Source organism: Gardnerella sp. c23Ub_4 (assembly GCF_055804115.1).
Genome location: NZ_JANUYO010000001.1, coordinates 482388 through 496670, shown reverse-complemented (window position 1 = coordinate 496670; position 14283 = coordinate 482388). Strand labels below are relative to the sequence as shown.

Genomic DNA, 14283 nt, shown 5'->3' with positions numbered 1-14283 from the left:
TGATTTTGTGAATTGTTTTAATTATTGTGATGCTTTGTTTATAATTCCTTGTGATCTTTTGTTTACGATCAATGCGCTAACAACTTTGTTATTTGCGTTAGTAATTTTTGAATGTATATTTTTGTGCTGCTTTACAATTGTTATGCTTTACAATTGCGACTATTTTTACATTTACAATTGTTTTTGCAGCTGCGATTGTTCATATGTTTTCACTGCTTTGATAGCTCTATGAACCATATCTTCAACAGAACCTTCAATCGATATAACGGTTCCGTTTTCTTCTTTACCTAGAGGCTCCAAAATTGCGAACTGACTTGGCAATAAAGATGGTGGCATAAAGTGTCCTTTACGATCTTTTAGCCTCTGCGCTATTAACTCATGGCTTCCGTTTAAATGCAAGAAGTACACGTTTAGATTTTTAGAAAGAACTTCGCGATATGACCGTTTTAATGCAGAGCTTGAAACAACTGTGTTTTCTCCAAGACTTTCACGCGCAACCATCCATTTGTTAATAAGATCCAACCAAGGCCAACGATCTTCATCTGTTAGCGCAATTCCTGCGGACATTTTATCTATATTAGCTTTTGGATGAAAATCATCACCTTCTGCCAGAGTGTAACCAAGTTGATCACGAATTGCCTCAGAAACAGTAGACTTGCCGCAACCAGCAACGCCCATCACTACAATGTGAATCGCCATAATAGCTCCTTTGTTATTGACAACACTATAAGAATACCACACAAAGACTCTTTGTCAAAGAATTAAGAGTCTTTAATGTGTTATTTTTTGAGCATAACTATATTTTCATTTTCTATTTGCTAGGATGAAACCATAAATATACATAAAACTGCGAGGCAAATATGGTGTCTAATACCACACAAAGTCAAATTTCTAGTGACTTAGTGACCGAAAACGCTCCTTTACATCTATCTATATCAGATTCTCTCGCAGATGAAATAGTAAATAACAAATGGGAGCCAAAAACTAATCGAAAACTAGAAGATATTCAAAAACAATATGGAATATCTAGAACAGTAGCTCGAGAAGCAACAAGACTATTAGCATCTTTGGGTTGCGTACAATTTCAACGCGGAACAGGCGTAATAGCTTGCAATCCAGAAAATTGGGACGATTTAAATACACGAGTAATCACATGGAAACTACATTCACCATACAGAGAAAATGAACTACGAGCATTAACAGAACTTCGTCTTGTTGTAGAACCTGCCGCAGCAGCTGGATGTGCATTACGCGGAGATGTAGAAATACGCTATAAATTGGGCGTAATTGGTCACGATATGGTAAAAGCGGTAGAAGAAAATAGACTGGCAGATTTTCATGAATTAGATATCCAGTTCCATACTCTTTTGCTTGCAAATAGCGGTAACCCGATTTTTGCAAAACTTAGTTCAATAGTCGAAAGCGTATTACGAGGCAGAGTTGAACTTAATCTTTATCCACAAAAACCAAACAAAGAAGCGATATTAAACCATAAAAAGGTAACACAGGCAATTATGGAAGGTGACGCAGCTGCAGCAAGCGCTGCTATGCACGATATTGTAGCCGAAGTAAACACTGCACTTGGATTAGCGGCTTTATAGCCATAAAAGCAAAGCTTAATCAACCTTGCTTAATCAACCTTGCTTAATCAACCTTAAGCCCAAAGAAATCTGCAAGCTTGCAAACACTCGGCCTGCCGTATTTATTAACCAAGCACATCCATCGCTTTGCGTTCTCTTCACCAAAGCGCGCAGCCTTACGCCTATACGTATCTACAGTTAAAAATCGCGGCGGAATCGACTTACTGTTGTATTTATCAGCAACCATCACAATTTCTTGCTCAACTGTACGCGGAACATAATCGCCAGCAGGAAGCGGCAAATTTTGCGCAACAACTTGCTCGCGAGTTAGTCCAACGCCCGTATGATTACGCGCAAATTGCGCAGTATCTTCGCTAAAGCCGTTATCAATCAAATAGTTGTAGCCGCGCAAACCGTGCAAAATATAATTCGGCCCGTCAAACTCCAACTTGCCATTCGCTGCTTTTGAACCGTCTTTAGCTAAAACAAAATACGTTCCAATATCGTGCAACAATCCGCCAGCAAACGCCGCATACTCGTCTACATAATCTTTCGGCGCGATTCCGCCACTAACTTTAGGAAGCTCAAGCAGATTTGCGTCAATCAACTTTTTAAGACACGACTTTGCTAAATCACACCTGTTTTTTAAATCTTCATTGATTTTAGACATTTGACTAAGCATAATTTGCTCAACATCTGCTTGCGACTTATCCGCAAAATCAGCAAAATCCGCAAAATTCTCAAAATCATTATTCAAATTAAGCTGCTTAAAAGCCAACATCTGATTTTGGTGTCTTGCGATCATCCAAGAAATCGTAGCAATAACAACACAATGGCAATGAATAAGATTATAAGCGTCTTCGCTAGGCGAGGCAGCGCGATGCAACTTTTCAATCGTATTAAAATCAGGAATATTTGCAAGCATAACAATCGCACTCCTTAAATCCCATCAATCACAAAACGGCCGTTATTGCAAGCAAGCACACAAGCAAACATAAGCACATGCGCAAGCCAACGCAAACGGCCGATTAGCAATAAAGCAATAATATGGATTTTAGCTATTTTTTAACTGCTTTAATCTGACCAGTATCTATTCTAGCGATTTTGCCAGTATTAGATATTTTAGTCTCCTTATTTTCGGACTTGCTTCCAGACTTATTTTCAGACTTTACTTCTGCAGAAACATTCGCTGCAGCAATATCTCTAGCGTTCATAATCGCAGTTTGCTCGGCATCAACCGAAGCTTGTGCAGCAACATCGTTGCCTTGCAAAGACTGAACAGCTCTAGAAGAAGCAACCTCTTCTCGCTTTAATCGAGGAGGTCTACGAGTGGAAACAAACAACGGCTGAACTTCTACAACAGGATTATACGGAGCTAAGCCAAACCACTTAACTGGCGTTCCAGCAATATGGCGAATCGCATACTTCATTTTTAGCGACAATGCGCCACGCAAAGAAATATTCGACTCCGGCATTAACGCCTTGTGCAAAAGAACGTAACGAATTGGGCCAATATCTGGATCCGCATCTACCTTAGGATACACAGACTGCTGCTGCGGAAGCTCGCCCGTATGCGACAAATCGTGCATAATTTGATGCAAATATGCAGGAATCGAAGGAGAAACCTTAAATCCAAGCTTGATTTTAACGCGGAACAAATAATCCGTTCCAAAATTCTCCACGCAATATTCGCGAGTAAACGGAGCATCATCCGTTTCTACAGAAACAGCCCACCACGCGCGAGCGCGCTTAGGATGATCCGCAAAAATCGAGAAGAAAATGCCAGTATCTAGGCGCTTCATCTCCTTATCGGAAGTCAAATAAACAATATTGTCTGCAAAATAAGGGATTCTAAAATCACTGTGCAACTTATCTAGAACAGGCAAAAAGTCCTTAGGCTTCATGTGCAAACGCTGCGAGCGCTCAATCTTAGTGCCATCTTTCCAAGTGAGCATAATAATCAAAATCGAAGCGCCAAGAAGCATGGTAAACCAGCCGCCGTGCATAAACTTTGCCATAGAAGCTATAAAGAACAAAATCTCAATAATCAGGAATACTGTGGCAAATACCAGAGCGCCAACCTTCTTCTTTTGATACCACATGTGAACCGTAAGAAGTATTGTTGTTGCAATCATGGTAAGCGTAAGCGCAAGACCGTACGCTCCAGATATATGCTCAGAATCCTTAAACACAGCTAAAACTGTAAGAGTTGCAAGACAGAGCACAAAATTAACAACAGGAATATAAAGCTGACCGCGAGTTCGCGCAGGGTATCGCACTTGAAGATGAGGCATCCAGTTAAGGCTGGTAGCTTCCGAAACCATAGTATAAGCACCAGTAATCAAAGCCTGGGATGCAATAATGCCAGCTGTTACAGAAAGCACAACGGCAACGTAACGTAAATTCGGGCTTAGCATCTGGAAGAACGGGTTTAAGCCTTCTATAGACCACAATGCTTTATTGTTTTGATGCTGAAGCATCCAGCTGCCTTGACCGAAGTAGTTTAGAATAAGCGCCACTTTAATAAACGGCCACGTAACATAAACGTTTCCGCGACCAACGTGACCCATATCGGAATACAGCGCTTCTGCACCAGTTGTAGAAAGGAAGATAATGCCCATTAAGGCCATTCCTTGCATATTGTGCGAACTAAACAAGAACTTTAGGCCGTAAATCGGGTTCAAAGCCTCAAAAATCGCCAGATTTTCGCCAATATTCATGATTCCAACAAGCGCTAGGAATCCGAACCAAATCATAACGACTATGCCGAAAACTTTTCCAATTCTTTCAGTTCCGCGCTGTTGAACAGAAAACAGAATCACAATAATAATTACCGTGATCATTAAAGAAAGATTGTCGTTTTCTAAGAAGATAGGCCTAAACGCAGATATTGTGCGCAAGCCTTCTACTGCAGAAGATATTGAAACTGCTGGAGTTAGAACAGAATCCGCAAGGAACGCCGCACCACCAATCATTGCTGGAATCGCAAGCCATGCGCCTTTTCGCCTAATAAGCGAGTAGAGTGCAAAAATTCCGCCTTCGCCCTTGTTGTCTGTTCGCATTGCAACAAACACGTATTTTACTGTTGTGATTAGCGTAATCGACCAAAACACAAGGGAAAGCATGCCATAAACCGCTTCGCGACTAATGTTTTGCAATCCGCCTTGACCTGCCAAGAATGTTTGAGCAGTGTACAAAGGAGACGTTCCAATATCTCCATAAACAACGCCCAATGCCACAATTGACATGCCCAAAGTGAATTTATCGGAGCTGGTTTGTATCTTTGCCCACAATCTTCCAAGCGGGCCTCTAACAGCACTATCCGCAAGCTTTTCGGCCTCTTTAACCTCTTTTGCTTGCTGATACGCCAGCGCCTCTCGTTCTTCGCGAGTGGTGGTTTTCTGAGAAACTTTTGGCGCTTTTGTAAAAGAAGCGGCTTTTAGAATCGCCTCTTTAGGGTTCGTTACTCCCTTAGCAGCCTTCTCAGACTCCTTCGCCCCGTTGCGAAGATCCTTAGCGTTATCGCCAGATAACGCTGAAACGCGTGACTTAGTCATGCTTGATTTTTCCTCCAAAAAGTAAGACCTCTTCTTTGCAATAATCTGCCATAATAAGAAGTCGCATACGGTCTTACTGCTTACAGTTTTATTTATTTGTACCTAAATATTGTATACAACAACAGATATATAAAGCAAAATAAGCGTAGAATCCTTGGAAAATAAGGCTTAATCAAAGAAAGAATATAAGACTAAATCGTCTAAAAACCATAGATTTCTTTCGTTGTTTTTAAGGTTGACTTTGCTACCTCCATCAAAGAACAATCAAGCGCGGTTGCTAACGATTCAAGAGTGTAAGGCACCATATACGGCGCGTTAGGCCGCCCGCGGTAAGGCATCGGCGTAAGGTACGGCGCATCCGTTTCAACAGTTATGTGGTCTTTGCCAATGATTCGCGCAGACTCTTGCAAATCCTCATTTCCCTTATAGCTAATCGTTCCAGAAAAGCTTGCGTACCATCCGTTTTCTTTTAGCACTTGAGCTAAGTCTTTTCCGCCAGAATAGCTGTGAAACACTGTTCGCTCTGGCGCTCCGTCTTTTAGCAAAATTTCTACAACATCGCTATGCGCATCTCTATCGTGAATTTGAAGCGGCAAATTAAGCTCTTTTGCAAGCGCTATATGCGCGCGGAACGAGTCGCGTTGGTAAATTCTTGCGCGTTCACCTGTGCGGAAATAGTCTAATCCCGTTTCGCCAATCGCAACTACTTCTTTTGAGTTATGTACAACCAGCGAGCGCAAGTGTTGCATTGCTTCGTCAAATGGAATATCGTGGTACGGCTTATAAACTACTGGCAAGCCGTCTGGCCCTTCTGCTCCCCTATGACCATGTAAAGGCGCTTCGTTTGGGTGAATCGCTATTGCAGCATGCACGCAATCTGCATGAGCTGCCGCAAAGTCTATTGTTGGCTGCCAATCTGGGTATTCGCAGCCCACTTCAATCATTTTAGAAACGCCTGATGCTTTTGCGCTATTTACTAAATCGCTTGCATTAGGCTCAGCTATTAAATCTCGACCTTTTTGCGCTAATTCTTGATTAAGATTTTTTGCAAAATCCACTACGCTTAGCATATGCGTGTGGTCGTCTGCGATTGTTATGCCTTCTTTAATTAGATTCTGCCATATTTCAGACTGCTCTGTTAAAGAAGGCGCCCAATTGTGCTCACGATGATGCTTACTCATGATTTACAAGTGTAGTCGCAGATTTAACGTGACTTAAAACGTGACTTAAAACGCGGATTAATACAACACATAAAACGCGACTTAAAACGCGACTATTTCGCCTCTTAAACACCACTTTGCGCTTACGCAATCGCCGCACTAATCGCAGCGTATTGCGATTCCACAAGTCTGTAATACGCACCTTTTTGCGCCATAAGTTGCTCATGGCTTCCGCGCTCCACGATTTGCCCATGGTCAATCACGCAAATCAAATCCGCATTCTCGATTGTAGAAAGCCTGTGTGCAATCACAAAAGAAGTGCGATTCTTAAGTAATTGAGCTAATCCCGCTTGCAACGCCTCTTCTGTACGCGTATCAATATTGCTTGTTGCTTCGTCTAGGATCAAAATTCGCGGGTCTGCTAAAAGCACGCGCGCAAACGATATAAGCTGCCTTTGGCCTGCAGAAAGAGTAGCTCCTCGCTCCTCAATCTCCGTATTGTAGCCATTTGGCAATTCTTCAATAAACTCGTGCGCGTGAACAACTCGAGCTGCAGCCTCGATCTCCTCGTCCGTTGCATCAAGCTTGCCGTAGCGAATGTTTTCTTTAACAGTTCCGCTAAATATAAAGCTATCTTGAAGCATAACGCCCATTTGCTTTCGCAAAGATGCTAACGTTACCGAGCGCACATCGTAGCCGTCAATGGTGATTGAGCCTTCGGAAACGTCGTAGAATCTAGAAAGAAGACTTACAAGCGTTGTTTTACCTGCTCCAGTAGGGCCAACAAGCGCAACTGTTGTTCCAGGCTCAATGTGTAAGTCAACTAAATTCAAAATCGGCTTTCCGCCCTCTTCGTAGCGAAAAACAACATCGTTTACGTCAACCTTGCCTTTAATTTTCGGCAATTCTTTTGCATCTGGCTTATCTACAATATTTGGCTTAATGCTTAGAGTCTCAAAAATACGCTCCAAATACACTGAGCATGTTATAAGTTGCGTGTAGAAGTTACCAATGTTTACAACTGGCTCCCAGAAAGTGCTTGAATACCACACAAATGCTATAAGCGTACCCGTGCTTATGTTCATACTGCTCGCGTTTGTTATGCCAACGTAGTAGAGCAGCGAAATTGCTGCGCTTTCAATAATCGAAGCTCCAGGCCAAAGCAGCATTTGCACTCTAACATTTTGCATCCAGGCTTTTCTAACTCCCGACTGCTGCTCCTGGAATGTAGCGTATTGCTCCGATTCGCGCGCAAAAGTCTGAGTTGTTTTTACGCCTGCGATTGATTCGTGCAAATATGCGTTAAGATTGCTTTGCTTATTTGATAGTTTTTTAGACGCTTTTCGTTGCAAAATTTGCAAAGTGCGAGTCCAGATTATAAAAACTGGGAATAATACAAGACTCCACAACGCCATTCGCCAATCTATAGCAAACATTGCGATTAGCGTAATGATTAGCACAAAAACATCGGAAAACACGTTGATTAAACCAGAAGAAAGCGTGTCGGAAAGCGTGTTTATGTAGTTTACTATGCGAATCAAAATCTTGCCGTGCGGACGCGAATCAAAGTAGTCAAACGACAACGATTGCACATGCGTAAAAATATCGCGCCGCATATCTTTAATTATCATTTGGCCGAGTCGCGTAATTGCAAGCGTTCTGTAGGCTAACCCAAGCTCATACAGCACAATAAGCACGCCAAACAATGCAATAAGCACGTACAAATAAGAAACGTTTTTATTAGGCAAAACTACGTCTATAAGTGTTTTTGTAATCATTGGCGTTGCTGTCATAATACAGCTTCCGCTAATAACAACTAAAACTATTTTGACTAATTGCCATGCGTACGGCTTTATGTATTTGCGAACGCGCATAAGCTCGTGCAAATTTACGTGCTCTTCTTGGCTTTCGTCTTCTCTATAAGTGTTGCGCTGCGCCATTCTACTCCCCCTTAGCCTCGTGTGAATCTTCAAATCCCAAAGCTTTGCCCGTTTGCATACCAAGCTGCTTTTTGTAGATTTCCCAATATCTTCCATGCGACGCAACAAGCTGCTCATGTGTTCCGCGCTCTACGATTTTGCCGTGATCTAGCACAACAATCATGTCTGCATCTTTAACAGACGAGATTCTATGCGCAATTGTGATTACTGTGCGCAAGCCGTCTAACCTTTTTAGCTCTTTTTGAATATGCTCCTCAGTTTCCATGTCTACTGCAGAAGTTGTATCGTCCATAATCAAGATTGCAGGATTGTTTGCTAGCGCGCGAGCAAGACTTAAACGCTGCTTTTGACCGCCCGAAAGGCCGACTCCTCGCTCGCCTACAACAGTTTCGTAGCCTTCTGGCATGCTCATAATAAAATCGTCTGCATCTGCGATTCTTGCCATACGCCTAATCGTGTTATCTAATTCTTTGCAATTTTCCTCGTTTTGAGGCAATCCAAAGCTAATATTTCCTGCAATCGTATCGGAAAACAGGAATGTTTCTTGCGCGACTATGCTAACTTGATTCCTAACAGTTTCTAGAGGCCATTCGCGCACGTCTTTTCCATCAATCAAAACGCGGCCGCGCGTAGGATCATAAAAACGCGCTATAAGACTTACAAGAGTTGACTTTCCAGATCCCGTTTCGCCTAAGATTCCAAGCTTTGTGCCTGCTGGAACATCTAAATCAATATCGCTTAAAACTGGGGAATCAAGATCATCTGGGAATGCAAAATCAACGTGTTCAAAAGTTACGCGACCCTTAACTTTAACGTTTTTCTTGGCAGCGCTTGGCAAATCAATATGCGATTCTTGCGTAAGAAGCTTACGAATATTCACGCATCCTGCATTGAATCGCTGCCAATCGTTAATAAGCCACCCAACCATTCTTACTGGCATGTGGAGCATCCAAAGAAAACTGTTAAACGTTACAAACGCGCCCAAAGTCATGCTTCCATTAAGCACAAGCCATCCGCCAAATCCTACTGTTACAAGCTCCAACGCAAAGCCCATGCCGTCAAGCCATGGCATGTATTTTTGCGTGTTTTTTGCAAGCGTAATATTGCGATTAAAGTAGTCTTCATTGCATTTATCGAATTTCTGGGTTTCAAAAGGCTCGCGAACAAAAGCTTTTACAACGCGATTGCCTTCAATGTTTTCTTCTACCATTGAGTTCATGCGTGCAAACGATTCTCGAATCGCAAGGAACTTTGGCCTAGCATTCTTGCCCATAAGCTTTGCAAGCCAGAACAAAAATGGCGTAATCGCCATAAGCGCTAGAGCTAGCTGCCATTGGATTGAAAACATTATAATTAGCGCAAACACAAACATCACTACGCAATCCAGCGCCATATAAGATACCCAGCTTAAAATGTGGCGAATCGCATCCGTATCCGAAGTCATGCGGCTCATAATGTCGCCTGTGCGCGTGTGATTAAAGTACGTAAAGTCAAGTGAATGTAGCTTCTCGTATTCGTCGCTTACAAGGCGATACACGGCGTTTTGGCCGAATCTTTCCATTTGAAGCTGGTAAATATATCTTGAACCTACGCGAACAATCATCATTGCAACCATTAGCACGCATACGTTAAGAAGCAAGTCATGCTGTTTTCCAATAATGACTTTGTCTACAATAAAGCCAGAAAGCAGAGGCATTGTCATTGCCATTGTGTCGTTGATAGTAAAAAGAACTAGCGATACGCCTACTCTCCACATATCTGGCTTACAATATTGTAAAACCCAGCGCACATTGCTCGCGTCTTTGCGTTTACTTGGATTTACATACATGCGCTAGATTCTCCCTTATTTTTGACTTTGCGATTTATTTTTTTTATTAAGTTTTATTAAGTTTATACTATTTTTCTGAGTTTATTTTTGCGCGACTATTTTTGCGCGATTATTTGCTGCGGATTACACGCACGCGACTACGCGCAAAAGCATGTGGCGTGCAGCCCAAAGACCACACGCCACATGCTATAAGTTAAGCAATCAGCTTAGTAAACTTGCGCGAGTTATCGCTACAAATTTACTCACTTCTGCCAACCAATGTTTTCAACAAAAACGTTAGCATATCCAGCAGGACCGCCGTTAGCGAAGCCCTTCTTGTATGCCTGATAGGTTGGAGGAGCAGAAACTGGGAGTGTACCATACTCGGCGAAAGCCATGGACTCACCCTTGTTGGCCAATGCAGTCTGTTCCTTGTAATCGTAGGTCTTGCCAATCTTGGCTAGAACGGCATCAATCTTCTTGCTGCCAGTGCCAGTAAAGTTGGAATCGCTCTTAGAATCGTATACCTGGGAAGCGGATGCCAAGAAGCTCAATGGAGATTGGGAAACCCAAGCCATTGGAAGAACCTGGAAGTCGAAGGAAGCAACAGTCTTAGAGAACTTAGATGCAGGCTTGTTTACAGTCTTGCACTTCATTCCAGCCTTCTTCATCATGGCCTGGAATGCGTTAGCAAGAGCTGCCTGAGTGGAGTCATCGCCGAAGAAGGTAAATGTGAACTGAACGGTCTTACCATTCTTAGCGTAGTAACCGTCTTTGCCCATCTTGTAGCCAGCGGCCTCAAGAGTCTTCTTAGCGTTTTCTACGTTGAACTTACCATCAGCTGGGAGGTTGTTCTTGTAGCCAGCCTGGAACATGGAGAGAAGCTCCGAACCTGGCTGCTCGCTCTTCCAGTTCATACCCTGGAACTGAATCTTGTTGTAGGTGGCAACGTCGAATGCCTGGACAACGGCCTTACGCACGGCCTTGTCTTTGAATGCGCCAGCCTTTGCGTTTAAGTTAATAACACGAATCTTGGTGCTGTAGCCGTAACGGAGCTGAGCGCCCTTAACGCTACGAGCAGCCTTAACCTTATCCTTGGTGGAGATGGAATCCACGGAATCGATTTCGCCGTTCTGGAAGGCGTTCATTGCAGCGGTATCTTCCATACGCTTTACAACAACCTTGTCAAGCTTTGCCTTCTTGCCCCACCACTTTGGATTGCGCACGAAAACAACCTGATCTTCGGTTGCGGACTGAATCTCGAATGGACCTGCGCCCCACTCGTTGTGAGGATTACCTACCCAACCCTGGTTGAACACGGTTGGATCGGTTGCCTTTGGATGAACCAATGGAGCGAAAAGCAATTCCCAAGTTGCGCATGGCTTATTGTACTTAACGATTACTTGCTTAGGATTTGCGCCCTGCTCAACGGACTCAATGCAGTCGTAGCCCTCGTGAGATGGAACGGAGTAGGCTTCGTTCTTGCCATTCATAACTTCCCAAGTGGCCTTAAAAGCAGTGTAATCAATGTCTGTGCCGTCGTTCCACTTAGCCTTTGGATTCAAATCGTACTGAACTACGAGTGGCTTGTCGCTAACCTTCTTAACAGAAGTAATGTAATCAGGGTTGTACTTAACCTTCTCGCCCTTAACGGTATCGTAATAAGGAAGCGATGGCTGGTAGAAGCCCCACAAAGTGGCCATATAAGCGGTGTTACCGTCGTTAGAAGCGTAGTTCCAGTTTGGACCCATGTCGGAAAGCGAGAACGTGTAAGTACCGCCATCCTTAACATTGTCACGAGGCTGTGGATTGTCGTAACGCTTGTCAACCTTAGGCATTGGAAGAGCGCCAGTGTAGGAAGTATCCACACCTGCGGCTGGCTCTTCGGTCATTCCGCCCTTAGCTTTATCTGCCGTAGTGGCGGTTGTACCACCACAAGCGCCGAGCAGCATTGCAACAGAAAGTGCAGCTGCGGCGAATACAGTTAATTTACCTGCATTAGTTTTTTTCATGATTCCTCTCATTCCCCAGAAATGATGTCCACTTTCTGGTATGTGTGTAGAGTATATCTAATCTTTTGACATTTTGTGTTACGACTTTTTTAACAAATGCTGAATTTAAGCTTTTGTTACTTAAGATTTAATCCAGAAAAAAGAAAATTAAATGCAGAAAACCACAAAACAGAAAATTTTTTAGTTTATTTTGATTAAAAAACAAAATATATTACTTTTTTTAGAATTTATGTGCTTGTAACAAAAAATCGCGTGTGTCTTGCATAACACACGCGATCAAAATTGCCCTAAACAAAAGTTTAGGCGTATTCACAAAAGATTAGAATCAGACGCTTGCAACGTCATCAAACGAATCTTCTTCGTTGAGAATAATACGCTTGCGATTCTTCTCAATAACAGGATCTGGAATTGGCACAGCGCTAATCAAAGCCTTAGTGTACGGATGCTTAGGATTATCGAATACCTCATCCGTTTCGCCAGATTCAACAATGCGTCCGTGGTACATAACAGCAATTCGGCTAGAAATATGACGAACAACCGCCATGTTGTGAGCCACAAACAAGTAGGCAACGCCCAGCTTATCTTGCAAATCTTCAAGCAAGTTGATAATTCCAGCCTGAATAGAAACATCCAAAGCCGAAACAGGCTCATCAAGAAGAAGAAGCTTAGGGTTTACAGCCAAAGCGCGAGCAATAGCAATACGCTGACGCTGACCACCAGAGAACTGCGTTGGGAAGCGATCAACCTGATCTGGATTCAGCTCAACAAGCTGCATAAGCTCCGCAATACGCTGACGAATCTCTTCCTTCGACTTCTTTTGAACATGAAGAGGCTCTGCCAAAATATCGTAAACAAGCATACGAGGATCAAGAGAGCTCATAGGATCCTGGAACACGTATTGAATCTTAGAACGAAGCTCGCGACGCTGCTCTTTAGTCAACTTATCGTTAAGCTCGGTGCCGAAGACGGTAATAGAGCCAGCTTCTGGCTTCTTTAAGCTCATGATTTCCATCAAAGTAGTTGACTTACCAGAACCAGATTCGCCAACAAGAGCCACAGTTTCGCCTTCGCGAATCTCAAGGTCAATGCCATCAACAGCGCGAACTTCGCCAACCTTGCGTCGCAAGAAACCGCCACCTGTAATTGGGAATGTTTTAACTAAGCCCTTAACATCCAAAACAACCTTGCGATCCTCGCGAGGAATGCCTTCAAACATTGGCTTAATCGTTTTTTCGGTTTCTGCATGAAGCATCGCGCGAACAGTTTCGCTTTCTGCCTCAAGGCCCATCATATCGCTGGTATCTCCACTCTTTTCTTCTGCAATCAACATATCCATTGTTGGCTTAGAGATTGGAGTTAAGCGGCGAGTACGCTTTTGATCAACGCGCGGAACAGCGCCAAGCAAGCCGATTGTGTATGGCTGAGTTGGGTGAGCAAAAATCTCCTCAACGCTATTATGCTCAACCAAATGACCCGCATACATAACAATAACTTCGTCTGCAACGCCAGCAATAACGCCCAAATCGTGAGTAATGAAGATCATTGCGGCGCCAGTTTCTTTCTGAGCCTTCTTCAAAACATCCAAAACCTGAGCCTGAATCGTAACATCCAAAGCGGTAGTAGGCTCATCAGCAATAATAATATCTGGGTTATTCGCGATTGCCATTGCAATCATAACGCGCTGACGCATGCCACCAGAAAACTCATGAGGGAACGCCTTTAAGCGCTCAGCTGGCTTAGTAATACCAACCAAGTTAAGAAGCTCAATAGAGCGATCACGAATCTGATCTTCGGTCATATTTGGATTATGAATAACCAAAGCTTCCTTAAGCTGATCTCCAATAGAGAACACTGGAGTTAAAGCAGAAAGAGGATCCTGGAACACCATTGCAATGTTCTTACCGCGAATCTTACTCATCTCTGCATCAGACTTTGTTAAAAGCTCTTCGCCCTTATAAACAACAGAACCCTTAACAGAAGCATTCTTATCTAGCAAGCCCATAACAGCCAAAGAAGTAACAGACTTACCAGATCCAGATTCGCCAACAATACCAATTGTTTTGCCGCGATACAAATCAAAGTTCATATTGCGAACAGCGTGAACTGTACCAGCTTCCGAAGCAAAGCTAATTTGCAAGTTGCGTACAGAAAGAAGTGGTTCGTTGTTCTGATTTTCCATTGCAAAGTCTTCCTTATTTGCGTTATTACCCATATCAGTCATGTTTAA

9 protein-coding genes are annotated in these 14283 nt (G+C 43.1%); 1 reads left to right on the top strand and 8 read right to left on the bottom strand.

The features are described from left to right. Positions 1 to 171 precede the first annotated feature (171 nt). Entirely contained in the window at positions 172 to 699 is a 528-nt protein-coding gene (locus NYP67_RS02055; protein WP_004132207.1) for a gluconokinase, read from the bottom strand. A gap of 161 nt (positions 700 to 860) precedes the next feature. Between NYP67_RS02055 and NYP67_RS02050 the strand changes: the two genes are divergently transcribed. Then, positions 861 to 1601: a FadR/GntR family transcriptional regulator gene (locus tag NYP67_RS02050; RefSeq protein ID WP_004132206.1), complete on the top strand. Its 741-nt coding sequence runs from the start codon at positions 861 to 863 to the stop codon at positions 1599 to 1601. A 43-nt stretch (positions 1602 to 1644) separates the two neighbouring features. On the opposite strand, the gene NYP67_RS02045 is transcribed toward NYP67_RS02050, so the two are convergent. The 7 genes from NYP67_RS02045 to NYP67_RS02015 all read right to left on the bottom strand — a co-directional run bounded on the left by NYP67_RS02045 (position 1645) and on the right by NYP67_RS02015 (position 14277). Beyond that, on the bottom strand, positions 1645 to 2505 hold the full coding sequence (locus NYP67_RS02045; RefSeq protein WP_415694893.1) for an HD domain-containing protein: 861 nt from the start codon (positions 2503 to 2505) through the stop codon (positions 1645 to 1647). Between the two features lie 133 nt (positions 2506 to 2638). Next, complete coding sequence (locus NYP67_RS02040) at positions 2639 to 5137, bottom strand: KUP/HAK/KT family potassium transporter (protein WP_415694892.1); 2499 nt, start codon at positions 5135 to 5137, stop codon at positions 2639 to 2641. Between the two features lie 200 nt (positions 5138 to 5337). After that, positions 5338 to 6318 (bottom strand): TatD family hydrolase, encoded by a 981-nt coding sequence (locus NYP67_RS02035; protein ID WP_415694891.1) that lies wholly within the window; start codon positions 6316 to 6318, stop codon positions 5338 to 5340. 122 nt (positions 6319 to 6440) lie between these two features. After that, positions 6441 to 8237: an ABC transporter ATP-binding protein gene (locus tag NYP67_RS02030; RefSeq protein WP_415694889.1), complete on the bottom strand. Its 1797-nt coding sequence runs from the start codon at positions 8235 to 8237 to the stop codon at positions 6441 to 6443. A gap of 1 nt (position 8238) precedes the next feature. Then, positions 8239 to 10065 (bottom strand): ABC transporter ATP-binding protein, encoded by a 1827-nt coding sequence (locus tag NYP67_RS02025; protein WP_415694888.1) that lies wholly within the window; start codon positions 10063 to 10065, stop codon positions 8239 to 8241. A gap of 242 nt (positions 10066 to 10307) precedes the next feature. Next, positions 10308 to 12056, bottom strand: coding sequence for an ABC transporter family substrate-binding protein (locus NYP67_RS02020; RefSeq protein WP_415694887.1), 1749 nt, complete (start codon positions 12054 to 12056; stop codon positions 10308 to 10310). A 325-nt stretch (positions 12057 to 12381) separates the two neighbouring features. Beyond that, complete coding sequence (locus tag NYP67_RS02015) at positions 12382 to 14277, bottom strand: ABC transporter ATP-binding protein (protein ID WP_016795340.1); 1896 nt, start codon at positions 14275 to 14277, stop codon at positions 12382 to 12384. Positions 14278 to 14283: the final 6 nt, after the last annotated feature.

What these genes read in the sequence shown, in the direction of transcription:
- NYP67_RS02055 (WP_004132207.1), bottom strand. Translation starts at nt 699, where the DNA reads ATGGCGATTCACATTGTAGTGATGGGCGTTGCTGGTTGCGGCAAGTCT.
- NYP67_RS02050 (WP_004132206.1), top strand. Translation starts at nt 861, where the DNA reads ATGGTGTCTAATACCACACAAAGTCAAATTTCTAGTGACTTAGTGACC.
- NYP67_RS02045 (WP_415694893.1), bottom strand. Translation starts at nt 2,505, where the DNA reads ATGCTTGCAAATATTCCTGATTTTAATACGATTGAAAAGTTGCATCGC.
- NYP67_RS02040 (WP_415694892.1), bottom strand. Translation starts at nt 5,137, where the DNA reads ATGACTAAGTCACGCGTTTCAGCGTTATCTGGCGATAACGCTAAGGAT.
- NYP67_RS02035 (WP_415694891.1), bottom strand. Translation starts at nt 6,318, where the DNA reads ATGAGTAAGCATCATCGTGAGCACAATTGGGCGCCTTCTTTAACAGAG.
- NYP67_RS02030 (WP_415694889.1), bottom strand. Translation starts at nt 8,237, where the DNA reads ATGGCGCAGCGCAACACTTATAGAGAAGACGAAAGCCAAGAAGAGCAC.
- NYP67_RS02025 (WP_415694888.1), bottom strand. Translation starts at nt 10,065, where the DNA reads ATGTATGTAAATCCAAGTAAACGCAAAGACGCGAGCAATGTGCGCTGG.
- NYP67_RS02020 (WP_415694887.1), bottom strand. Translation starts at nt 12,056, where the DNA reads ATGAAAAAAACTAATGCAGGTAAATTAACTGTATTCGCCGCAGCTGCA.
- NYP67_RS02015 (WP_016795340.1), bottom strand. Translation starts at nt 14,277, where the DNA reads ATGACTGATATGGGTAATAACGCAAATAAGGAAGACTTTGCAATGGAA.